Source organism: Nesterenkonia sp. YGD6, from assembly GCF_022565895.1.
Taxonomy (GTDB): Bacteria; Actinomycetota; Actinomycetes; order Actinomycetales; family Micrococcaceae; genus Nesterenkonia.
This window is the reverse complement of the sequence record NZ_JAJOYY010000005.1, coordinates 301,426-323,636: the sequence shown is the minus strand read 5'-3', so window position 1 is coordinate 323,636 and position 22,211 is coordinate 301,426. Positions and strand designations below refer to the sequence as shown.

Below are 22,211 nucleotides of genomic sequence, written 5' to 3'. Positions count from 1 at the left end.
AGGGATGGATCATCCGGCGCTGACTTCCCGCGTGGACAGCGCGGCCCGTGGTAGGAAGGGTCCCATGACTACCCCGCCGCCCGTGGTGCTCTTCGACGTCAACGAGACGCTGTCCGATATGCGTCCCCTGGCGAGCGCATTCGAGGAATCAGGGATGCCTGCTGCTGGGGCCCCGCTGTGGTTCGCGGAGGTGCTCCGCGATGGGTTCGCGCTGACCACCACCGGCGAGAATCCCGACTTCGTGGCGATCGCCCGGGACAATCTGCGCCGCCACCTGGCTGCGGCATCTGGAGCTCGAGACCACGCTGAGGACGTCGATCGCATTCTGGAGGTCTTCACGCACTTCGACCTGCACCCCGACGTCACTCCTGGTGTCACCGCGCTGAGCCGGACCGCGGAGCTGGTCACGCTGAGCAACGGCTCGGCGGCGATCGCGGAGACTCTGCTTGCACGCGGCGGCGTGCGGGAGCTCTTCTCGCAGTGCCTCAGCGTCACCGACGCACCGTTGTGGAAGCCCGCGCGGGACGCCTACGCGTATGCCGCGCAGCAGACCGGACGACCCCTGGATGAACTGATGCTCGTCGCGGTGCACCCCTGGGACATCCACGGGGCTGCCGCCGCGGGACTCCGCACCGCCTGGATCAACCGCACCGGGGCTGCGTACCCGAGCTGTTTCCGGGCGCCGGAGATCGAGGCCGAGCACCTGGTGGCGCTCGCGGAGATCCTTGCGGGAGCGCGGGGCTGACCGTCGACGCCGGTCCGTTCACCGAGCTGGGCCGCGGGCCCAGGAACCTCGATCACACGGCACGCGTCAGCTGGTCTGCTCCTAACATTCTGCGCCGGACCATCGCGCTGAGCTGTTCGGCGAACAGCACCACCACGAGGATCATCAGGATGATTGCCAGTGCCGTATCGAATTGGCGCAGGCTGAACGCCGTGGTGAGTTCGCCGCCGATGCCCCCGGCGCCGACCATGCCCAGCACGGTTGCGCCGCGGATGGATTTCTCCAGGCAGTAGAGGCTGGTCGCGGTGAACGAGGCGAACGAGGCTGGCAGCACTGCACCGACCACGATCGAGATCTCGTTGGCGCCGGTGGAGCGCAGTGCATCGATGGGTCCACGCTCGACCTCTTCGATCCGCTCGGCGAAGAATCGTCCAGCGAAGCCGAGGACGTCCACGGCGATCGCGAGGATTCCCGCCAGGGGTCCGAGGCCGACGGCCATGACGAAGATCAGAGCCCAGACGAGATCGGGCACCGCCCGAAGCGAGGTGAGCACGAATCGCATCGCGTGCGACAACGGCCGCCAGGGGCTGGTGTTCTGCGCGGCCAGCAGTGCGGCGGGCACGCTGAGAACAACACCGATGATGGTGCCGATCAGAGCGATCTCGATGGTCTCGAGCATCGCCTCGGCGAAGTTGGGAAATCGCTGCGCATTCGGTGGGAACGCCCCGGAGAGGAATCTCCACACGTTCTCCGGCGCTCGGAACAGGCGCTCTATCGAGATGTCCATGCGTACCAGTCCATTGCCGGCCAGCGCCACGAGGAGCACCACGATCAGGCTTGTCGACCAGCGCGGGGGCTTTGTTCGTGGGGGCGCCGCCGGGGGTCCCTGGTGGATCGACGTGCGAGGCTTCCGCAAGGTCGAATCGGGGCTGCTGCGGATCATCAGGCAGCCCCCTCGAAGATCCCGCGGGACGGGAACTCCTCCCGCTCTTCGGTGGTGTAGAGGCCCTGAAGCTGTTCATCGGCCACCTCGGACATGACCGTGTCCATCTCCACGGCCCCGTCGCGAAGCGCGATCACGCGGTGACCATAGGCGCGAGCAAGCTCCAGCTGGTGCAAGGTGCAGAGCAGGGTCAGGCCTCGTTCTTCGGTGATCTCCCAGAGGAGATCCATCACTGATCGCCCAGCCCGGGGGTCCAGCGCCGCGACCGGCTCATCTGCGAGAACCACCTGGGGCTGCTGCATCAACATCCGGGCGATGGCGACACGCTGCTGCTGACCCCCGGACAGCTCCTCGGCTCGGCGCTGAGCCACATCGGCCAGCCCCACCCGATCCAGTGACTCCATGGCTTCATCACGTTGGTCTTTCCGGGCACTCATCGCGAACCAGTTCCGCATGCCGCCCACGCGCCCCAGCGATCCGTGGATGACGTTGGTGAGCACCGAGAGTTCGCGCACCAGGTTGATCCGCTGGAACACGACGCCCACCTCGCGGCGCAGTGCGGTGATCTCACGGGTGCCCGCGGTGGTGATCTCGGTGTCGAGAACCCTGACCGAACCATCACTGGGCTCGACCAGCTTCGTCAGGCACTTCTGCAGGGTGGACTTGCCTGAACCATTGGCACCCAGCAGAACTACCGTCTCACCTGTGTTGACCCGGAGGTTGATGTCGGTGAGGGCCTGTGTGCCGTTGGGAAAGCGCTTCGAGAGTCTGGAGACTTCAATGACAGGGGTTCGAGCAGCGGCATCTCGCACGGGCATCAGTTCTCACCGTCGTCTTCGTCGGCGTCACCTGGTTCGTTCTCATCGGGCAGCTGCGAGTAGTCAGAGAAGCCGGCCGCCTCGAAGGACCGGCGAACAGGGTCATAGTCACCGTCTTGGGCGTCGACGAACTCTGAGCCGATGTATTTGTCGTTCTCCCCGGTCCCCACGACGGCCTCCAGGAGCACATCCTGGTTCTCCAACAGGGATGCCTTGAGATAGTCGGCGCACTCTTCGCCGAGACCCGTCCGTGCAACGAAGAGGTCGTTGGGCAGATCCGGGCCTTCCTCAAGCATCCGGACCTCGTCCTCGCCCATCATGTCCTGAAGCTCTTCAAAGTCAGAGATGCCGCTGCCCAGCGCATCGCCGTCGCCGCCTGCGAAGGCCTCCAGCTGGGTGTCTGAGAGGGGAACGATATCGACATCACCGACCGTGGGGTCGAGACCGGCGGAGTCGAGCATCTCCAGCGGGCCGAGGTGACCCGAGGTGGACCCGACTTCCTTGGTGATGATCTGGGCGCCGGCGAGGTCCTCGACCGATTCGACGTCGGAGTCCGCGCGGGTGAAGATCGCCGCCTGGTAGTTCTCCCGGGTGACACCCACGATGGGAAGAGCATCGGCGTCGTGCTTGAGCACCACGTACTCGGCGGGCCCAGTCAGCAGCACGTCGAGGTCATCGAATTCCAGTGCGGTGGCGGCGGCGGTGCGGGAGGACATCGGTTGAAACTCGATGTCCAGCTCTGTCGCTTCCTCCAACGCGGCCCGGAAGTCCTCGAACTCCACCTGGAGAACCTCCAGTCCCTCCACTCCCGTGTCGGAGAAGCGCAGCGGCTCGGTCCCGCAGGCCTCCTGACCCTCCCCTGATGGCTCTGACGCGGCGGCGTCGGAGTCGCCGCTGCAGGCAGTGAGGGTCAGGGCGGCAAGCGCGAGGAGTGAGACGGCTGAGTTCATTCGGGGCGCGGAGAGGTGATGCACGGGGTTCCCTTCGGTGTTTGTAAGGTCTGCCCCGACCCTCACGCACCGATGTGGCCGGAACGTCACCTGGCGGTGAACGAGGATCAAATGGCCGGCCACATCCCCGAGGCAGGACGACTCAGATCACGCGACCGGCGGAATCGTGATCCTGCCAGCATCTACGTCATTCCAGGCGGCCTATCGACCTGAGCTGTTCGACGAACTCGGTGAGAGCCGCGGCCGGCTGAACCTTCCGCTTCACGGCGTCTGTTCCTAGCATCGATCCCATGGCCACTCCCCTGCTCTTCCTCTCCGGCGCCGGACTCCCCTCTTGGATCTGGGACGATGTGCGATCCCGCGTGGAAGCACCGTCCCGCGTCGCCCCGCGCCCGACGACCGGTGAGACTGTGAGCGATTATGCCCGGGCAGCCCTGGAGGCGGCTCCGGCGGAGAGGTTCACGCTGATCGTGCATTCCTCGGGCGGCGTGGTCGCCGCCGAGCTCGCCCGCTCCGCGGAACCTGGACGCATCACCGGGGTGCTTGGCCTCGCAGCCGTCATCCCGCGGGCGGGAGCGTCCTTCGTCTCCTCGCTGCCGTTCCCGCAGCGATTCATCCTGCCGGCGGTGATGCGGGTGGCCGGGACCCGGCCACCTGAGTCCTCGATCCGGAAGGGCCTCGGCGCGGGCCTCGATGAGACCACCACGCGGCGCCTCGTTGCGGACCTCTCACCCGAGCCGCGCGAGTACTTCACCAGTCGCGCCGCGGACCCGGCCGCCCTGTTCGCCATTCCTTCACGGGGATACGTCGTGACCACCGACGACGCCGAGATCCCGAGTGCTCTGCAGCGCCGCTTCGCCGCTCGGCTCCACCCGACCGAGACCTTCGAGGTGCGTGCGGGCCATCTGCCGATGCTCACCCACCCAAAGGTCATCGCGACCGCCATCAACTCACTGGGCGACCGGCCCGGAACATGAGCGAGCACGAACACCGGCAGGAGACGTCCGGCCAGGGCGCCGGGAAGCGATCGCGTCCCGGCGCGGCTGACCCGCAGGCAGGCACCACCCGGGCGCCGAGAGGTTCAGGAGAACCATGAGCAGCATCGAGATCCTCAAAGACATCGCGCGTCGCCCGCTCGAAGAGGTCCACGCGCTGCGCCCAGCGCTGACATCAGAGCTGCTCAATGCACACCCGCATCATCACAACTCCATCGCCTGGCTGCTCTGGCATTCAGCCCGAGAGATCGACGAGCAGCTTGCCAGCCTCTCCGGGCAGGAACCGGTCTGGACGGTGCAGGGCTTCGCTGAGCGGTTCGCCCTGGATCTCGGTGCCCACGACATGGGGTTCGGCCATACCGGCACCCACGCGCGGCGGATCCGGGTCAGCGACCCGGACCTGCTGCTGGAGCATCTGCGCGCCGTCGTCGAGGCACAGCTGTCCTATCTGGACTCGCTGGGCGAGGCCGATCTCGAGGAGATCATCGACACCCAGTGGCATCCGCCCGTGACGCGGGGGGCACGGCTGATCAGCCTCTCGCTGGACGCGGTGGCGCATATCGCCCAGGCCGCCTACGTCACCGGGATGGGTCCTGCCGCGTTTGAGGAACCTCAGGTCGCGGAGCAGCACGGTGAGGAGCATCAGGGCGGGCAGCGTCAGGCGTAGGTCCGCCGAGCTCGGGAGCGCCGGGCCGGCCAGCCTCTGAACGGGCGGCCTCTGAACGGGCGGCACCCGCGCTGCGGCTCGGCACGGCCCCGGTGAGCTGGCGCAGCCACTCCGGGGCTTCGAACAGCCAGTCCTGCCCCAGCCGCTGCGCCACCGCGTAGATCATCAACGGTCCGATCACCCCGCCCAGGGTCGGCAGGGCCACGTGCACCGCGAGGGCCTCCACGCCGAGCATGCCGAGCACGATGCGTGTACTGGCGGTGAAGAAGATGTGCGCCACGAAGATCACCAACGACAGCTCCCCGATGCGGGCGAGCCACCGGGCCCGGTGGCCCATCCGTGCCAACAGCCGCGCCACTGCCAGGATGGCGAGCACGCCGGCGCTCGAACCGATGAACCCGAGTGCCACGCTGGGCGCCGTGCGGATGTCGCCATAGGCGGTGGGCGGGGTGGCCAGCAGCGTGTAGCCGAGGACCACCCACACTGCCCCGGTGACGATCACGACGCCGCCCGCCCAGCCGACACCGAACCGCTGCACCCAGCTGAGCAGGCGCTTCCCGGTGAGCACCACGCCGAGGAAGAAGAAGACCGTCAGCGCCAGCCCCTCGCCGCCGAGGATCCTCCAGTTCAGGCCCCACACCGCGGCAGAACCGAGCGCTGCCAGGCCCAGGGTCACGACGGCCGCCCGCTGGCTGCGCCAGGGCTTCGCGACCGCGGCGAGCAGCATCATCACCGTGATCCAGCCGAAGAACCAGAACTGCTCCTTCGGCTCCCAGATCCGGAGCAGCTCGACCGGATGCACCGGGTCGTTCACCGCCGAGCCCATGCCGATCTTCAGCAGCAGCTGCAGCGTGGACCAGAGCATATAGAGCCAGAGGAAGGTCACCGAGCGTGCTCGGGCGTAGTGCCAGGCGCCATCCCGGCGCATCCCCGAGGCGACGAAGAGTCCCGCCAGGAACGCGAAGACCGACAGGTGAGACATGTAGATGACGGAATCGACCTGTGTCAGAAGGGGGTCCTCCACCAGCTCCGCCGGCTCCAGGGCTCGCCATACATGGCCCAGGACAATCAGGATTATCGCCAGCGCCTTAGCGATGTCGATCGTGGCGTCCCGCGCGGGTTGCACCGAGTCTCGTGTCACGGGTTTATCAAATACCAGGCATCTCTCTTCGGCAAGCCCTTTCTTGCTTTCATGGCGTTCGGCGCGACCTCGGCGGCGGAGAGGCTCGTCGTCATGGTTTAGTGGTGACATGCCCGCGCGCATCATCTCCATCGGCACGGCACTGCCGGCGACCTCTGTGCCCCAGGGAGACCTGCGCGCCTTCTTCGCTGATCAGCCCGACGCCAGCCGGCTGACCCGCCGGCTCATCGGGGCAGCCTTCGACGCCGCCGGCATCGAGACCCGCCACTCGGTGCTCACCGGGCTGGGCGGCACCCCGGACGGGGTCTTCGTCGGCGAGGATTCCAGACTGCTCTCCCCCACCACAGGGATTCGCAATGAGCTCTACCGACGGACCGCCCCAGACCTGGCCGCCGACGCCGCGCGCTCCGCACTGTCCGAGGCGGCGCTCACCCCCAGCCAGATCACTCACGTCGTCACCGTCTCCTGCACCGGATTCTTCGCTCCGGGCCTGGATTTCCGGCTGATCCGCGACCTCGGCCTGCCCGAGACCGTGGAACGCAGTCACCTGGGATTCATGGGCTGCGCCGCCGCCCTTCCGGCGCTGCGCACGGCGTCTCAGATCACCGCCGCGCGGCCCGAGGCCGCGGTGCTGGTCGTCTGCGTGGAGCTGTGCTCGCTGCACATCCGCGACACCGCGGACTCCGAGCAGATCGTCGCGGCCTCGGTCTTCGCCGACGGCGCCGCTGCCGCAGTGGTCACCGCCGACGAACGCCTCGGCACCCCCGGCGGAATCGTACTGGAACGGTTCGCCACCGCGCTGACCAGCGAGGGCGAGTCCGACATGGTCTGGACGATCGGGGATCACGGGTTCAACATGCGACTCTCCGCCGAGGTCCCGAGGATCATCGGCCGTGAGATCCGCGCCGCCGTCGACCGTTTCCTCGGTGAGGAGGGGGCCCCCGCCCGCTGGGCCGTCCACCCGGGAGGCCGCAGCGTCCTGGACCGGGTGGAGGCCGGGTTGGAGCTTGAGGCCACAGCCCTCGATGCCTCCCGCGCGGTGCTGCGCGACCACGGCAACATGTCCAGTGCGACCATCCTGTTCATCCTGCGCCAGCTCCTCGCCGACCCCACGGTCAGCGGCCGCATCGCCGCACTGGCCTTCGGGCCCGGGCTCACCGTGGAATCCGCCCTGCTGCGCAAGACCCGGTGACCCGATGAGCCGGGTCAACCTCTCCGTCCGCGACGCGCAGCTGCGCGAGCTCATGGATGATCCCGACTGTGACCCTGTCCGCCTCGACGCGACCCTGCGACGATTCCACCTGATCAACCGGCTGATCTCGGGCTGGAACCAGGTCTACCGCACCCGGCTGCGCCCGACGCTGCTCAGCCTGGACAGACCGGCACGGGTGCTCGACCTGGGCTCCGGCGGCGGAGACGTCGTCACCCGGCTCGCGCAGCTGGCAGCCCGAGACGGCCTGGAGGTGCAGTGGACCGGGGCGGATCCTGATCCGCGCGCCCATGAGGCGGCGCAGAACACCCAGGAACAGCGGATCCAGAACCAGCGCACGGAGAAGCTCGGTTCCGACACCCCGCCGCAGCCGCCCCGGGTGAGATTCCTGTGCGCCGACGCCGACGCGCTGCTGGACCAGGGCGAGAGCTTCGACGTCGTCCTGTCCAACCATGTGCTCCACCACCTTGACTCGCCTGGCCTGCTCGACTTCACCGGCGCCTCGCGGCGGCTCTCCACCGGCACCGTGCTGCATGGCGACATCGCCCGCGGCCGGCTCGCCTACAGCCTCTACGCCGTCGGGATCACCCCGCTCGCGCCTGGCACCTTTCTGCGCACCGATGGGCTGCGCTCGATCCGGCGCAGCTACCGGCACGAGGAGCTCTCCGCCGCCCTGGGCTTCGGTTGGACCGTGAGCTCTCCGTCGCCGTTCCGGCTGATCGCGGAAGCGCCCGGCCTTGGCTGAGGTGATCGTGATCGGCGCCGGCCCGGTGGGGCTGCTGATGGGTGGCCTGCTGCGCCGAGCCGGGATCGACGTGGAGATCCTGGAACAGCGCGGTCACGGCAGCGGTGACAGCCGCGCCATCGGAGTCCACGCCCCGGTGCTCGCCGCTCTGGAGGGCTCCGGGCTGACCGCAGGGCTGCTTGATCAGGCAGTCCGGGTGACCCGCGGGGAGGCCCGCGCGCAGGGGCGGGTGCTCGGCGAAGTGCGCTTTGATCGACTCCCCACCCGGTTCCCCTTCGTCGCCACCCTCCCCCAGTCCGGCACCGAGGCGGTGTTCTCCGAGGCTGCCCCGGTCCCGCAGCGCGGGGTCAGCGTCGGCGCGCTGCACCCAGGGCCTGAACACGTGGAGGTCGACACCGGCGCCGGGCCCCGTCAGGCACCGCTGGTGGTTCTCGCCGGGGGTCCGCGCTCCCGGGAGCTGGTCTACCGGTCTACGCTCGCGCACACCTACCCGGACCGGTACCTGATGACCGACGCTGACGTGTCTGATGAGCAGGCGTTCGAGCAGCAGGACGCGCGCACCGCCGTCGTCCACCTCGAGCCCGCCGGAGTGCTGGAGTCCTTCCCGCTGCCGCAGGGACGACGCCGGTTCGTCGCCTGGGACTCCCTCGGCACCTCCCAGGACCCCAGCTCTGCGGACCCCACATCTCGTGACCCGGCTGCGCAGCGTGACCGGATGGAACGCACGCTGGCCGCCCACGGTCAGCCGCTCACCGGGCAGGTCAGCGGCTTCGGGGTGCGTCGATTCGTCGCGCCGGCGCTGCGCGATCACCGGCTTCTGGTCATCGGCGACGCCGCCCATGAGGTCAGCCCGATCGGTGGCCAGGGGATGAACCTGGGCCTGCTCGATGCCGCCACCCTGGCCCCGCTGCTCACCGCCTGGGTCCGCACCGGCACCGCGCCGGAGTCGGAGCTGCGGCGCTGGGAACGCGCCCGGCTGCGCTCGGCCCGCCGGGCGGCCCAGCTGGCGGCGCTGAACACCCGGCTCGGCCGGCCGCTCACACCGACGGCGGACTCCGCGCGCCGGGGCGGCGTGCGGCTGATGCTGGGCCCAGGCGCCGGCCGGGCCTTCGCGCACGCCTATGCCATGGGATTCGACGCCGAGGCCTGAGCCTCAGCCGGCCGCCTTCAGTGCGCCGCAAGCCGAGTGCCAGCGGCATCTCAGCCGGCCAGGGATCCTCCCGCCACCACCAGCTGGGCCGCGAGCAGCAACGCTGCCAGCATCACCAGCCGGAAGAGCACCCGACCGGAGCGGGCCCGCGCCGCCAGGCCCAGCGCCAGCAGCGCCACCGCGCTGACCAGGAGGAGGAACACCCAGGAGATCACCGGGACCTGGTCCAGCTGCCACCCGGCGGAGCCTGCGGTCACGGCGACCCCGCCGGCGAGCACCGCCGCCGCGGCCAACCCCGCCGAGGGCCGAGCACCGAGCCGGTGCGGGAGGCCGGTGATGCCGGTGCGGGCGTCGTCGTCGAGGTCTGGGAGCACATTGGTCAGATGGATGGCGGCACCCAGTGCGGCGCCGGCGAACCAGGCCCAGGGTGCGGCGAACGCCGAGGCCGGGGACGCGAGGGTCGAGAAGGAGGGGAACAGCCCGAAGGCGAGCAGGAACGGGGCCAGTGAGAACACGGTGGCCTTCAGCCCGGCGTTATAGGCCCAGGAGGCCGCGAGGAAGACCAGGTGGGCGCCGAGCAGCCCGAGCCCCAGCGGCGCGGAGAGCAGCAGCGCCAGCGTCAGGCAGCTGATCGCACCCGCCCAGGCGGCGCGGACGCTGAGGTCTCCGCGCGCGATGGGCTTGTCGCTGCGCCCGACGGCGCGATCCCGTTCGGCGTCGAAGGCGTCATTGGAGATGCCCACCGAGAGCTGGCCGAGGAAGACCGCGAGCGCGAGCAACAGGATGCGCTCGACACCGAGTCCGGCCGAGACCGCGAGGGCAGCAGTCAGGGTCGTCACCACGACGGTCGGTCCGGGATGAGAGGATCCCCACAGACCTCGAGTCACTTTCAGGATCGCCATCAGGTCAGTCTCTCACCCCGACATCCCACCCCTCGGAGGACCCATGAACAGCACGCAGCGCGCAGCATCGATGGCCGGGCTCCTCGGCGTCGCCGGGGTCATGCACTTCCTGCGGCCGGAACCCTTCGACGCCATCGTGCCGCCGCAGCTGGGGAATCGCCGCCGCATCACCTACGCCAGCGGTGTCGCCGAGCTCGGCTGCGCGGCCCTGCTGGCCGTCCCGGCGACCCGCCGGGTGGGCGGAGTCTGCACCGCGGCACTGATGCTCGCCGTCTACCCCGCGAACATCTATTCGGTGCGGAGGTACTGGCACCGGCCGAGCGCGCGGAACATCGCCCTGGCGCGGCTTCCGCTGCAGGTGCCTCTGGTCCGTGCCGCCTGGCGCATCGCGCGGGGCGAGTAGGCCGCTGCGTCCGCGTCGAGACGTGGATCATCTGGGCGGCGCCATGGATGAGTCACAGGTGTGACCACGGCTGAGACCTGTGGTTCGACAGAGCCCGGGGTCCCATGTTTACCGTGGAGGCACCGGTCAGTCGGGCCCGCCTGCGCAAATGTGAACCCTGCAGGCACGTGAGAGCGGACGTTGTCGTTTCCGCGCAAGGCCCGCTGGCCCCAGCACGTGAAGGAGCAACATATGCGCCACGACGAATTTCTGAAGACCGTCGCCGAGAAGGGCGGCCCCTCGGATCGCGATCAGGCCAGCCAGCTGGTGAACGTGGTGCTGGAGGACCTCGGCAAGCGGCTCAAGGGCGGCGAAGCGAGCAACCTTGCCGCGCAGCTGCCGGAGGAGCTCAAGGCTCCGCTGACCGACAACGCCGGCACAGACACGCTCGATGATGTCGATGAGTTCCTGCGTCGGGTGGCCGGCAAGCTCGAGCAGGGCCTCGGCACCGAGGAAGCTCTTCCCCAGGTCAAAGCAGTGTTCTCCACGCTCTCGGACTCCGTCTCCGAGGGTGAGATCAAGGACCTGCGCTCGCAGCTGCCGACAGGCTTCGCACCGCTCTTCGCCTAGCAGGTGTTCGCCCGCCCGCTCCATGGGCATGTCCCGCTGGGCCACCGGCCCAGCGGGAGGGTGACCTCATCACGATGAGGCCCCTTCACCAACAGCGAAGGAGCACCTGAGGCTGTGTCTGAACCCGCGAAACCGTTCCACATCAGGCTCCTCGCCGATCCCGGTCTGCCCACCCGGCGCGTGAACTCCATCCAGGAAGGCTTCACCGAGGAGGCACGCAAGCTCCTCGACGGGGAGGTCACGGTCTCCTGTGCGACCCGGATGCTGCGCATCCGCCCCGACGCCACCTTGGACATCGACGCGGTGCGCGAGATGGAGGCGGATCATGCCGAGGCTGATGCCGTCATCATGCTCACCGAGATCCCCCGCCACACCAAGGGGCACCCGCTGATCTCGGAGATCTTCCCCGAGCACAACGTCGCGATCGTGTCCTGCCCGACCCTGGGCGCCTGGGCCACCAAGAGCCGCATCCAGAAGGTCTTCACCGGCTCGCTGCTGCGCCTGCTGCCCCCCGGCTCCGGCCCGGATCCGCAGAAGTATGACCAGCGCTGGAGCCAGTGGGAGCCCACCGAACGCGGAGAGGGCCTGGGCCTCTTCGCCCACACCCTCACCGGCGGTCCGCGCACCGTGCTGGGCATGGCGCTGGGCAATGATCCCCTGCGCACCGTCCCGAAGCTCTCCAGCGCGCTGGCCGCAGGTGCGGCCACCGGCGCCTTCGGCATCTTCTACAGCTCCATCTGGCAGATGGCCGATGCGCTGAGCCCCACCCGGCTGATGCTGGTCGGGCTCGCCGCGGTGGTCACCATGATCATCTGGCTGATCATCCGCGACGGACTCTGGGACCGCCCGAAGAACCGCAGCCTCGCCACCGTCGTCACCCTCTACAACGGGTCCACCGCGATCACCCTGCTGGCCTGCATCCTGATGCTCTACCTCCTCCTGGTGGCGGTCATCTTCCTCGCCGGGCTGGTGATCATCGACGCCGAATACCTGGCGACGATCATCGGCGGCGAGGCCAGCCTGCTCAACTATCTGAACATCGCCTGGTTCAGCGCCGGGATGGGCGTCTTCGCCGGCGCCATCGGATCAAGCTTCGACTCCGGCGTGGACCTGCGCCGACTGACCCACGGACAGCGCGAACGCCAGCGCGAATACACGGAGAGCGCATGAACGACCAGCAGACCCTGCAGCAGACCCTGACCGCGATCGACGGCCGGGGGTACGCGTCCTATAGGCAGCTGAGCGGCCGCTACGCCCTGGGCCGCTTCACCCTGAGCGTGGACAAGGTGCAGGTGGACCCGTTCGCGCCGCCCTCGCTGATGCGGATCAGCCTCCGCCGCGACGACGCCGGACTGCCGGCAGAGCTGCTCGATGATCGGCTCGGACGGATCGCCGCCAGCGACTTCCTCACCCGCGCCTTCGCCGACGCCGTCGCCGCCAGTCCCGCTGAAGGGATCAGCATCGGCCGGCCCGGGCAGCAGGTGCTCGAGCGCACCAGCGTGGTCATCACAGAGGAGCTGATCACAGCACGTCTCTTCGTGGCGCTGCCCGCGGCAGGACGCAAGGCGCTGGGCCGCAAAGCCGCCCGGCTGCTCACCGAGACCCTGCCCGGCCTCGCCGAGTCCTCGCTGCTGCACGCCAGCCTGGACCAGGACGCGCTGCGCTCCCACGTCACGCTGCTGCGTGATCAGGAGGACCTGCGCACGCAGCTCACCGCGGCCAAGCTGATCTCCTTCGCCGCCGACGGCTCCGTGCTGCCCCGACAGGCCGGGGATTCCGACCTGCCGCTCGGCGACGGCGCGGTCGAGTTCACCAGCCCCGAGGCGCTTCGCCGCAGCTTCACCCTGCCCAGCGGCCGAGAGGTCGCCGGAATGGGCGTGCCCGAGGGTGTCACCGTCATCGTCGGCGGCGGCTATCACGGCAAGTCGACCCTGCTGCGCGCCATCGAGCGCGGGGTCTATCCGCATATCGCCGGGGACGGCCGCGAATGGGTCATCACCGGCGCCTCCGCGGTCTCGATCCGGGCCGAGGACGGCCGCAGTGCCGCCGGCGTCGACATCTCCCCCTTCATCTCCGGGCTGCCCTCCGGTGCGGACACCCGCAGCTTCTCCAGCACCAACGCCTCGGGTTCGACATCCCAGGCCACCAACCTGGTCGAGGCCGTGGAAGCCGGAGCCCGGGCCCTGCTCATCGATGAGGACACCTCGGCGACGAACTTCATGATCCGCGACGACCGGATGCGCCAGCTGATCCCGGCCGAGCGCGAGCCGATCACTCCGTTCGTGGACCGGGTCCGCCCGCTCTTCACCGAGCGCGGAGTCTCCACCGTGCTGGTGGCCGGCGGCTCCGGCGCCTTCTTCCAGGTCGCCGACCAGGTGATCGCCCTGCAGGACTACACGCTGCGCGAGGTCACCGCCGAGGCGCACCGCATCGCCGAAGACCACCAGACGACGACGGCGCGCCCGGCAGCCTCGAGCACCTCCGCGGCGGCCACAGACCCCCCTGCCGCGGAGCTCCCGGTCGAGACGGTCTTCACCGACGTCCCGTCCCGAGTTCCGCGCCGCGCCTCGCTGCATCCGGCGAAGAAGACCAAGCCCGCCCGCAGCCGCGGGCACCGGATGATCCAGTACGGCCGCGAAGATGTCGACCTCACCGCTGTGGCCCAGCTGGTGGACCCGGCGCAGACCGAGGCGCTGGCCAAGGCGCTGGACCGCCTCGCCGAGCAGGCCGACGGTGAACGCGACATGCCCACGCTGGTCACCGAACTGGTGGACCGCATCGACGCTGAAGGTCTGGATGCCCTCTCCCCGCGCCGCGGGCATCCCGGCCATCTCGCCCGCCCACGGCCGCACGAGATCCACGCCGCGATCAATCGGTACCGCGGCCTGATTCTGCACTGAGCAGTGCCCGCTGGGCTACCCTGAGATCCAGTCCGGCATCAGGGCAGGTCCTGATCGTGCCGGGATCACAGGGGGTGCAATGGCCATCACCATGCGGCGGTTCACCGCCGACGGGGCGAGCTCCGAGGTGCAGTCCCCGACCGGGGCGCCCGATACCAGCCCTGCGACGGTGCTGCTCTGGGTAGACCTCAGCGGGGAGGACATTCCCGATTTCGAGGACACCGCCGCCGCGCTGGGGCTGCGCGAACCACAGCTCGAGTTCCTCTGCGGGAATCGCAGCCGTCTGCCCATTCCTGCCGCCTCGGCGGAATCAGTGGCCGCCGTGCTGCACCGGGTCTCCACCACCATCGATGAGCCGAACCAGGTCACAAGGTTCCGCTTCTCGGAGCTGCGCGTCCTCGCCGCAGAAGGACTCGTGGTGACAGTCCAGGCCGACGAGCCAGGTCAGGCGCCGCTCGGCATGCAGGCGCTGCGGGAGAGCACCCGCTTGGCCCATCCGAGCGTCTCTGTGACCTCCTCCCATGCCATCGCAGGCCTGATCGGTGCGGTGCTGAGGGAGTACCCGGTGGCGCTGGATGAACTCGAGAATGCCATCGAGGCGATGGAGGGCGTCCTGTTCCAGGAGGCCCGGCTTGATGCGGCGCTCTCGCATCGGATCTATCAGCTGCTGCAGAAGGTGCATCGCTTCGACTGGGCGATGCGGCCGCTGGAATCGGTGGCCACCGAACGCGGCGCAGAGGCCGCCGAGTCCAGTGCACCCGGGGAGGAGTCCTCTACCTGGACCGATCTGATCATGCGGACCCGGCGGATGCGGGACCGGGTGGAGCTGCTCCGCTCGCATCTGGAGAACGCCGTCGCGCTGCATTCGACGCTGCTGACCATCGAGCAGAACGATGCCACCCGCCGCCTGGCTGACGCCTCCTACGCCCAGGGAGAGCAGAGCAAGAAGATCTCCGGCTGGGCGGCGATCCTGTTCGCGCCGACGCTGATCGCCTCGATCTACGGGATGAACTTCCGGCACATGCCGGAGCTGTCCTGGGCCTGGGGCTACCCCGTGGCGGTGGCGCTGATGGTCGGGCTCAGCCTGACGCTGTGGACGGTCTTCAAGCGGCGACACTGGCTCTGAGCCGACGCAGCCCTGCGGCGAGCACCAGCCCCCAGACCAGCAGCATCGGATACCAGAGCAGGGCCTGACCCAGCCGCGCCGTCGGGTCCTGCAGATCCAGCCCGGGCCATAGCAGCAGTCCGGCATTGATCCCCAGTCCGGCGGCGCCATAGAGGATCAGCCCGGCGCCGATCAGCCGGGAGAGGTTCCACCACAGCGCCGGGCGTGGCCGGCGACTGCGAGAGGTCAGCCGTTGGGACGGCAGCGGGCTGGACGTCAGCAGGCGCGCCGCCACGAGCGGGATCACCACCGCGAGCGTCTTGCCGAGGCCGATCCCGAGCAGCGCGAGGCTGGTCAGCACCGGCATATCGGTCCGCAGGGTGATCAGCCACTGCCCGATGGTCTCCAGCAGCGCATCACCACCGAAGGCCCAGTAGTAGCTCGGCGCCGCGTTGAGCAGGCCGAGCAGACCTGCGCACCAGATCAGCGCCGTCGGCTTCTTCATCACACCGGCTGGGTCTGGACGGGTTCTTCGACGCTGAGCAGCGCTTCGGCGGCGCGGCGGGCCTTGAGCGCCATCGAGGAGTCTCCGGTGATCGCGGCAGTGGTCTGTGCGCCCTCGGCGAGCAGCATCAGCTGATCTCCGAGCTCCTCGGAGAACCCCGCCTCGACCGCGAGCCGCTCCATATAGCGCCGGAAGTCGCGCTTGTGTTCCGCCGCCTTGGTGGCCACGGCGGGGGATTCTGTGGCCAGCTCGCCGAAGGCATTGACGAACACGCAGCCGCGGAAGGAGTCTGAGCGGAACCACCCGGCGAGGTAGTCGTAGATCGCCAGCAGCCGGCCGCGCGGCGTGGCCTCCTGCGCCACCGCGGCGGCGATCTCATCGGCCCACATCCGGTGGCGGTAGTCCAGGACTGCGAGCACGATCGACTCCTTGGACGGGAACACCGTGTAGAGGCGCTTCAGCGAGACACCGGCGCGCTGGCTCAGCGCGTCCATGCCCACGGCGCGGAAACCCTGGGCGTAGTAGAGCTCGTCCGCCGCCTCGACGATTCTCCGGCGGAGCGGATCAGCAGACTTCTGCAGGTGTGCGTCCCCCTGACGGGTCATCGCAGCCCTTCCCATAGAGTTTCGGTGACGCAGAGTTCCGTGGTCGCAGCGCTGCGGTTGTCTCAGCGCTGCGGTGTCCCAGCGTTCTGCGCACCCGCACGTTTGCGTGCTCTTCATGGTGCTTTCATCCCAGTGTACTTGCCAGAGAACGGTGGTTCTCCTAGGCTGAGGCGAAGGGAGAACGAACGTTCTCCGAACCTCAAGGAGGAACTGACATGTCACGCGTCACCGTCGGAACCGAGAACAGCACAGACATCTCGCTCTACTACGAGGATCACGGCGCGGGTCAGCCCGTCGTGCTCATCCACGGCTACCCCTTGGACGGCTCCTCATGGGAGAAGCAGACCGCCGCGCTGCTCGACGCCGGCTACCGCGTCATCACCTATGACCGTCGCGGGTTCGGGAAGTCCTCCCGCCCGACCACCGGACACGACTACACCACCTACGCCGCCGACCTCAACACCCTGATGGAGTCACTGGACCTGCGCGACGCCGTGCTGGTCGGCTTCTCCATGGGCACCGGCGAGGTCGCCCGCTACCTGTCCGACCACGGCTCGGACCGAGTGAGCAAGGCGGTCTTCCTGGGTTCGCTCCAGCCCTTCCTGCTGCAGACCGAGGACAACCCCACCGGCGTGCCGCAGGAGGTCTTCGACGGCCTCCTCGACGCCGTCAGCACCGATCGCTACGCCTTCTTCACAGCGTTCTTCGACGACTTCTTCAACACCAAGGACACCCTCGGCAGCCGACTCAGCGAGGAGGCCCTGGCGGCGCACAAGAACCTCGCCTACGCCGCCTCCCCGCACGCCTCGGTCTGGGCCCAGCCGACCTGGCTCACCGACTTCCGCGAGGACGTCGCCGCCGTCGGCCGCTCCGGCGTCTCCACGTTGATCGTCCACGGCACCGCAGACAACATCCTGCCGATCGACTCCACCGGCCGGGTCTTTCACAAGGCGCTGCCCAGCGCGGAGTATCACGAGATCGACGACGCCCCCCATGCCATGCTCTGGACCCACGCCCAGGAGGTCAACGAGCACCTGCTGACCTTCCTGCGGTCCTGATCACCTCCACCAGAGCAGAACCCCGTCAGTGCCGGCCACGGCTGACATGTCCAGGAACCATCCGGACACAGCCGCGAGACTGACGCTGAACCCATCAGCCCTGCGCAGACCAACTCAGCGGACACGCACCCTGCGCACCCACACTCAAGGAGACTCACTATGCCTACACGCACAGCACGCACCGCCTGGAACGGATCACTCGAAGAGGGCTCCGGCCAGGTCGAGCTCAGCAGCTCCAAGCTCGGCACCTACGACGTGTCCTTCCCCAAGCGCTCGGCCGACGAGGCCAACGGCAGCACCAGCCCGGAGGAGCTGATCGCCGCAGCCCACACCTCCTGCTACGCGATGCAGCTCTCAGCCGTCCTCTCCGGCGCCGGTGGCACCGTGGAGGCCCTCGACGTCCGTGCCGACGTCTCCCTGGGCGCCGATCCTGCGGGCGGCTTCAAGCTGACCGGGATCAAGCTCACCGTCAACGGCGAGGTCAGCGGCATCGACGAGGACACCTTCCTGAAGTCCGCCGAAGAAGCCAAGACCGGCTGCCCGGTCAGCAAGGCGCTCACCGGAGTCGAGATCACCCTGGACGCCACCTTCCAGAGCTGAACCCGGCAGGACCTCCTGGGGTCCAGCACACTGCTGCAGGGTCGCGGCGCGCATCCATTGCCCGCCGCGGCCCTGCGCCGTGTCCACCTCTCTTTCCACCAGCTTTAAGGAATCACCCTTCATGACCACGACGATCACTGCACTTCAGGCCGACAGCGCCGAGTCCAGCTTCACCACACGCACCCTCGAGCGCCGCAGCCTGGCCGCCGATGACGTTCGGATCGCCATCCGTTACGCCGGAATCTGCCACTCCGACATCCACCAGGTCCGCGACGAATGGGGCGGCACCACCTTCCCGATCACCCCGGGCCACGAGATCGTCGGCGACGTCGTCGAGGTCGGATCGTCGGTCTCGAAGTTCAGCGTCGGCGACACCGTGGGCGTGGGCTGCTTCGTCGACTCCTGCATGGAGTGCGAGGCCTGCAAGGACGGCGAGGAGCAGTTCTGCAGCCAGGGCGTGGTCGGCACCTATAACGGCCAGGACAAGTTCGGTGAGAACACCCACGGCGGCTACAGCCAGCAGATCGTGGTGCGCGACCACTTCGTGCTCACCATCCCCGAAGGCATGGACCCCGCATCCACCACCCCGCTGCTCTGTGCGGGCATCACCACCTACGCACCGCTCAAGCGCTACGGCGCCGGCCCCGGCGTCAACGTGGGCGTCATCGGCATGGGCGGGCTCGGCCACGTGGCAGTGAAGATCGCCGCCGCCATGGGCGCCGAGGTCACCGTACTCAGCCGCACCGACAGCAAGAAGGAAGACGGCCTGGCCTTCGGCGCCACCGCCTACCGCGCCACCGCAGACGGCTCGGCGTTCAAAGATCTCGCCGGCAGCTTCGACCTGATCATCAACACCGTCGGCGCCTCGGTCAGCCTTGACTCCTTCCTCGGCCTGCTCGGCCGCGGCGGCACCATGGTCAACGTCGGTGCACCGAGCGAGGAGCAGTCCTTCCAGATGTTCTCGCTGCTCGCCATGCGCCGCAACTACGCCGGCTCGATGGTCGGCGGACTTCCCGAGACCCAGGAGATGCTGGACTTCTGCGCCGAGCACGGCATCACCTCGACGATCGAGCTGATCAGCGCCGACCAGGTCGATGAGTACTACGAGAAGGTCGTCTCCGGTGACGTGCGCTACCGCGCCGTCATCGACATCGCATCACTGGAGCAGGCCGACGCCGCCTGAGCACACTGAACGACCCGGGTGCCACCGCAGCCGGGTCACACCGAACGCCCCGCCGCGCAAGGAGCTCACAGAGCGCTCCCTGCGCGGCGGGGCGTTCGTCATGGCGGTGAACGGCTGCCTGGGTGATCGCTCCAAGCAGCTCGCAGACAGCACCCGTAGGCTGGGGAGCACCCGATGACCCCGGGAACGAAGGAACAGTTGTGAGCTCACCCGCCCAGACCCCGTCCACGCTTGATGCCTCCGCGGACACAGCCCCAGCCCCAACCGCAGCCGCAGCCGCGGAGGATGTCGCCTCGGCCTACGCGCTTGGGCACCAGGACGTGCTGCGCCGTCTGGAGGTCGAGTCCGAACAGGGCCTCAGCGCCGAGGCGGCCGCGGCCAGCCTGGAGAAGCACGGCCCGAACCGGCTCCCGGACCCGGATCAGGACAACGCGTTCATCCGGTTCATCAGGCACTTCCACGACGTGCTGATCTACGTGCTCATCGGCGCCGCCGGACTCACCGCACTGCTTCAGCACTGGGCCGACACCATCGTGATCCTGATGGTCGTCGTGATCAACGCAGTCGTGGGCTTCCTGCAGGAGGGCCGCGCCGAACGCGCCCTGGAGGGCATCCGCAACATGCTCTCACCAAGCGCCGATGTCCGTCGGGAGGGTTCCTGGACCACGGTGGACGCCGAGCTGGTCGTCCCCGGCGACATCGTGCGGCTGCGCACCGGGGACAAGGTCCCCGCCGATGTCCGGCTGATCGACACCGCCGACCTCGCGATCGAGGAATCGGCCCTCACCGGCGAATCCGTCCCGTCCGAGAAGACCACCGAGCCCAGTGAGGAGGGCGCACCGCTGGGGGATCGCACCTCCATGGCGTTCTCCGGCACCCTGCTCACCTCCGGCACCGCGACCGGCGTCGTCGTCGGCACCGGGGAGGACACCGAGATCGGACGCATCAACACGATGATGTCCGAGGTCGAGACCCTTCAGACCCCGCTGACCCGACAGATCGCCCGCTTCGGCAAGGTGCTCTCCCTGGGCGTGCTGGTGCTGACGCTGCTGCTGGTCGGGCTGGGCTGGGGCCTGCACGGCACCCCGATCACCGAGCTGCTCCAGGCCGCCGCCGGATTCGCCGTCGCCGCGATCCCCGAGGGACTCCCGGCGCTGATCACCATCACCCTGGCGCTGGGCGTGCAGACCATGGCCAAGCGCAACGCGATCACCCGCAAGCTCTCCGCGGTGCAGACCTTGGGCAGCGTGACCACCATCTGTTCGGACAAGACCGGCACGCTGACCAAGAACGAGATGACCGCCGAGCGCGTGGTCCTCGCCGATGAGACCCTCGAGATCTCCGGCACCGGTTACGTGCCCGTGGGTGAGGTCACCCGGGACGGCGAACGGATCAGCCTGGACCACCCGGGACTGCATCGGTTCGTGGAGATCATGAGCCTGACCAATGACACCGAGCTGATCCGCAACGACGCCGGCGGCTGGGCGATCGCCGGGGAGCCCACCGAGGGCGCACTGAAGTCCCTGGCCGGCAAGCTCGGCTTCGACGACTCCTCCGGCTCACGGCTTGCCACACTGCCCTTCAGCTCGCAGAACAAGCTCATGGCCACCACCGCGCAGCTGACCGAGGACGAGACCCTCGTGCTGATCAAGGGCGCCCCGGACCGGCTGCTGGCCCGCTCCGCCACACAGCTCACCGCGCAGGGCGAGACCGAGGAGCTCGACACGGCCGCGTGGCATGAGCACATCGACGCGCTCTCAGCAGACGGCCTGCGCGTCCTCGCGGCCGCCTACCGTCCCGCTCATGCGCAGGACAGCGAGTCCCTGAGCGTGGAGGACCTCGGCGAGGAGCTGATCTTCGTCGGGGTGGTCGGGATCGTGGATCCTCCGCGGCAGGAGGCGATCGACGCGATCAAGGTCTGTCACGACGCCGGTATCCAGGTCAAGATGATCACCGGCGATCATGCCGGCACCGCCACCGCGATCGCCCGGCTGATGGGGATCGACAATGGTGAGGGGGCCATCTCCGGGACTCAGCTGGAGGCCACCGACGACGAGTCGCTGCGCGAGCTTGCCCAGCGCCATCACGTGTTCGCCCGCACCTCCCCGGAGCACAAGCTGCGCCTCGTCCGCGCCCTGCAGGCCGAGGGCGAGGTGGTGGCGATGACCGGCGACGGCGTCAACGACGCCCCCGCGCTGCGCCGGGCCGACGTCGGCGTCGCCATGGGACTCAAGGGCACCGAGGTCACCAAGGACGCCGCCGAGGTGGTCCTCGCCGATGACAACTTCACCAGCATCGAGACCGCGGTCGAGGAAGGCCGCAGGATCTACGACAACCTGCGCAAGGCGCTGGTCTTTCTGCTGCCCACCAACGGCGCCCAGGCCACAGTCGTGCTCTTCGCCGTGGCCTTCGGCTGGACCCTTCCGCTGACCCCGCTGCAGGTGCTCTGGGTCAACATGGTCACCGGCGTCACGCTGGCCTTCGCGTTCGCCTTCGAGCCCGCCGAGGACGGGATCATGCGGCGCAAGCCGCGGGATCCCAATGCCGGGATCGTGGAGGCCCGCCACGTGGTGCAGATCGCGGTGGTCTCACTGCTGATCGCCGCGGTGACCATCATCGTGTTCCGCTGGCGCATGGACGTCGGTGACGATCTGGAGGTCGCCCGCACCCTGGCCACCACGGTGCTGGTGGTCTGTCAGGTCTTCTACCTCTTCAGCGTGAAATCGCTGGAGAGCTTCAGCCTGCGACCCTCGGTCCTGTTCAAGAACAAGATCGCCTGGTTGATGGTCGCGGTGCTGACCCTGCTGCAGGCCGGGTTCATCTACCTGCCCTGGCTGCACACGATCTTCGACACCGCGGTGTTGGATCCGTTCTACCTGCTGATCACCGTGGGGGCAGGGCTGGTGGTCCTGGTGCTGACCGAGCTGCTGAAGCTGGTGCTCTACGCGGGTCGGCGTGCACCGAGACTTCGCGAAGCGCCCGGCAGCTAGACACGATG

22 protein-coding genes are annotated in these 22,211 nt (G+C 68.6%); 15 read left to right on the top strand and 7 right to left on the bottom strand.

Annotation, left to right across the window (positions count from 1 at the left end; translation table 11 throughout):
• The first annotated feature begins 64 nt into the window (after positions 1-64).
• Positions 65-745, top strand: coding sequence for a haloacid dehalogenase type II (locus LTI14_RS10385; protein ID WP_241465832.1), 681 nt, complete (start codon positions 65-67; stop codon positions 743-745).
• 52 nt (positions 746-797) lie between these two features.
• Here the strand turns inward: LTI14_RS10385 and phnE are convergent, their stop codons facing one another.
• Genes phnE through LTI14_RS10370 form a run of 3 tightly spaced genes read right to left on the bottom strand, consistent with a single transcriptional unit; the run spans position 798 to position 3,435 of the window.
• Positions 798-1,667, bottom strand: a complete 870-nt coding sequence (gene phnE, locus LTI14_RS10380; protein ID WP_255727455.1) for a phosphonate ABC transporter, permease protein PhnE — start codon at positions 1,665-1,667, stop codon at positions 798-800.
• Positions 1,667-2,485 (bottom strand): phosphonate ABC transporter ATP-binding protein, encoded by an 819-nt coding sequence (gene phnC, locus LTI14_RS10375; RefSeq protein ID WP_241476442.1) that lies wholly within the window; start codon positions 2,483-2,485, stop codon positions 1,667-1,669. Before phnC ends, phnE begins: the two co-directional genes overlap by 1 nt.
• The gene (locus LTI14_RS10370; RefSeq protein WP_241470729.1) at positions 2,485-3,435 is read right to left on the bottom strand and encodes a PhnD/SsuA/transferrin family substrate-binding protein; all 951 of its coding nucleotides are present in this window, start codon (positions 3,433-3,435) and stop codon (positions 2,485-2,487) included. Before LTI14_RS10370 ends, phnC begins: the two co-directional genes overlap by 1 nt.
• 290 nt (positions 3,436-3,725) lie before the next feature.
• Here LTI14_RS10370 and LTI14_RS10365 point away from each other — a divergent pair, with 290 nt between their 5' ends.
• Together LTI14_RS10365 and LTI14_RS10360 are read left to right on the top strand one after the other, a co-directional pair.
• Positions 3,726-4,412, top strand: a complete 687-nt coding sequence (locus LTI14_RS10365) for an alpha/beta fold hydrolase (RefSeq protein WP_241470730.1) — start codon at positions 3,726-3,728, stop codon at positions 4,410-4,412.
• A gap of 115 nt (positions 4,413-4,527) precedes the next feature.
• Positions 4,528-5,097 (top strand): mycothiol transferase, encoded by a 570-nt coding sequence (locus LTI14_RS10360; protein WP_241476441.1) that lies wholly within the window; start codon positions 4,528-4,530, stop codon positions 5,095-5,097.
• Here the strand turns inward: LTI14_RS10360 and LTI14_RS10355 are convergent.
• The gene (locus tag LTI14_RS10355; RefSeq protein ID WP_241476440.1) at positions 5,009-6,238 is read right to left on the bottom strand and encodes an acyltransferase family protein; all 1,230 of its coding nucleotides are present in this window, start codon (positions 6,236-6,238) and stop codon (positions 5,009-5,011) included. The two genes, LTI14_RS10360 and LTI14_RS10355, sit on opposite strands and share 89 nt — an antisense overlap.
• 109 nt (positions 6,239-6,347) lie before the next feature.
• Between LTI14_RS10355 and LTI14_RS10350 the strand changes: the two genes are divergently transcribed.
• The 3 genes from LTI14_RS10350 to LTI14_RS10340 are packed head-to-tail and all read left to right on the top strand — an operon-like array spanning position 6,348 to position 9,343.
• Positions 6,348-7,430 (top strand): type III polyketide synthase, encoded by a 1,083-nt coding sequence (locus tag LTI14_RS10350; protein ID WP_241476439.1) that lies wholly within the window; start codon positions 6,348-6,350, stop codon positions 7,428-7,430.
• 4 nt (positions 7,431-7,434) lie between these two features.
• The gene (locus tag LTI14_RS10345) at positions 7,435-8,193 is read left to right on the top strand and encodes a methyltransferase domain-containing protein (RefSeq protein WP_241476438.1); all 759 of its coding nucleotides are present in this window, start codon (positions 7,435-7,437) and stop codon (positions 8,191-8,193) included.
• 1 nt (position 8,194) lies between these two features.
• A complete protein-coding gene (locus LTI14_RS10340) occupies positions 8,195-9,343 on the top strand; it encodes an FAD-dependent oxidoreductase (RefSeq protein ID WP_241476475.1) in 1,149 nt (382 codons plus the stop codon).
• A 50-nt stretch (positions 9,344-9,393) separates the two neighbouring features.
• Here the strand turns inward: LTI14_RS10340 and LTI14_RS10335 are convergent, their stop codons facing one another.
• Positions 9,394-10,245: a UbiA family prenyltransferase gene (locus tag LTI14_RS10335; protein WP_241470735.1), complete on the bottom strand. Its 852-nt coding sequence runs from the start codon at positions 10,243-10,245 to the stop codon at positions 9,394-9,396.
• A 43-nt stretch (positions 10,246-10,288) separates the two neighbouring features.
• On the opposite strand from LTI14_RS10335, the gene LTI14_RS10330 reads away from it, so the two are divergent.
• From LTI14_RS10330 to LTI14_RS10310, 5 genes are all read left to right on the top strand, one after another.
• Positions 10,289-10,648: a DoxX family protein gene (locus LTI14_RS10330; protein ID WP_241470736.1), complete on the top strand. Its 360-nt coding sequence runs from the start codon at positions 10,289-10,291 to the stop codon at positions 10,646-10,648.
• Positions 10,649-10,879: 231 nt separating this feature from the next.
• Positions 10,880-11,257, top strand: a complete 378-nt coding sequence (locus tag LTI14_RS10325; protein ID WP_241470737.1) for a DUF2267 domain-containing protein — start codon at positions 10,880-10,882, stop codon at positions 11,255-11,257.
• 114 nt (positions 11,258-11,371) lie between these two features.
• Positions 11,372-12,427: a hypothetical protein gene (locus tag LTI14_RS10320; protein WP_241465819.1), complete on the top strand. Its 1,056-nt coding sequence runs from the start codon at positions 11,372-11,374 to the stop codon at positions 12,425-12,427.
• Positions 12,424-14,157 carry an ABC-ATPase domain-containing protein gene (locus LTI14_RS10315; RefSeq protein ID WP_241476437.1) on the top strand — a complete coding sequence of 578 codons (1,734 nt, stop codon included), beginning with the start codon at positions 12,424-12,426 and terminating at the stop codon, positions 14,155-14,157. Before LTI14_RS10320 ends, LTI14_RS10315 begins: the two co-directional genes overlap by 4 nt.
• A gap of 79 nt (positions 14,158-14,236) precedes the next feature.
• Positions 14,237-15,283: a CorA family divalent cation transporter gene (locus LTI14_RS10310; protein WP_241470740.1), complete on the top strand. Its 1,047-nt coding sequence runs from the start codon at positions 14,237-14,239 to the stop codon at positions 15,281-15,283.
• Here the strand turns inward: LTI14_RS10310 and LTI14_RS10305 are convergent.
• Both LTI14_RS10305 and LTI14_RS10300 read right to left on the bottom strand, forming a co-directional pair.
• A complete protein-coding gene (locus LTI14_RS10305; RefSeq protein WP_241476436.1) occupies positions 15,261-15,767 on the bottom strand; it encodes a DUF3995 domain-containing protein in 507 nt (168 codons plus the stop codon). The two genes, LTI14_RS10310 and LTI14_RS10305, sit on opposite strands and share 23 nt — an antisense overlap.
• Positions 15,767-16,372: a TetR/AcrR family transcriptional regulator gene (locus LTI14_RS10300; RefSeq protein WP_241465814.1), complete on the bottom strand. Its 606-nt coding sequence runs from the start codon at positions 16,370-16,372 to the stop codon at positions 15,767-15,769. The genes LTI14_RS10305 and LTI14_RS10300 overlap by 1 nt, the downstream gene beginning before the upstream one ends.
• Positions 16,373-16,587: 215 nt before the next feature.
• On the opposite strand from LTI14_RS10300, the gene LTI14_RS10295 reads away from it, so the two are divergent.
• From LTI14_RS10295 to LTI14_RS10280, 4 genes are all read left to right on the top strand, one after another.
• Positions 16,588-17,430 carry an alpha/beta fold hydrolase gene (locus LTI14_RS10295; protein ID WP_241476435.1) on the top strand — a complete coding sequence of 281 codons (843 nt, stop codon included), beginning with the start codon at positions 16,588-16,590 and terminating at the stop codon, positions 17,428-17,430.
• 159 nt (positions 17,431-17,589) lie between these two features.
• Positions 17,590-18,030, top strand: coding sequence for an OsmC family peroxiredoxin (locus LTI14_RS10290; RefSeq protein WP_241465812.1), 441 nt, complete (start codon positions 17,590-17,592; stop codon positions 18,028-18,030).
• Positions 18,031-18,151: 121 nt separating this feature from the next.
• Positions 18,152-19,213 (top strand): NAD(P)-dependent alcohol dehydrogenase, encoded by a 1,062-nt coding sequence (locus tag LTI14_RS10285; protein ID WP_241465811.1) that lies wholly within the window; start codon positions 18,152-18,154, stop codon positions 19,211-19,213.
• Between the two features lie 200 nt (positions 19,214-19,413).
• On the top strand, positions 19,414-22,203 hold the full coding sequence (locus LTI14_RS10280; protein WP_241476434.1) for an HAD-IC family P-type ATPase: 2,790 nt from the start codon (positions 19,414-19,416) through the stop codon (positions 22,201-22,203).
• Positions 22,204-22,211 lie beyond the last annotated feature (8 nt).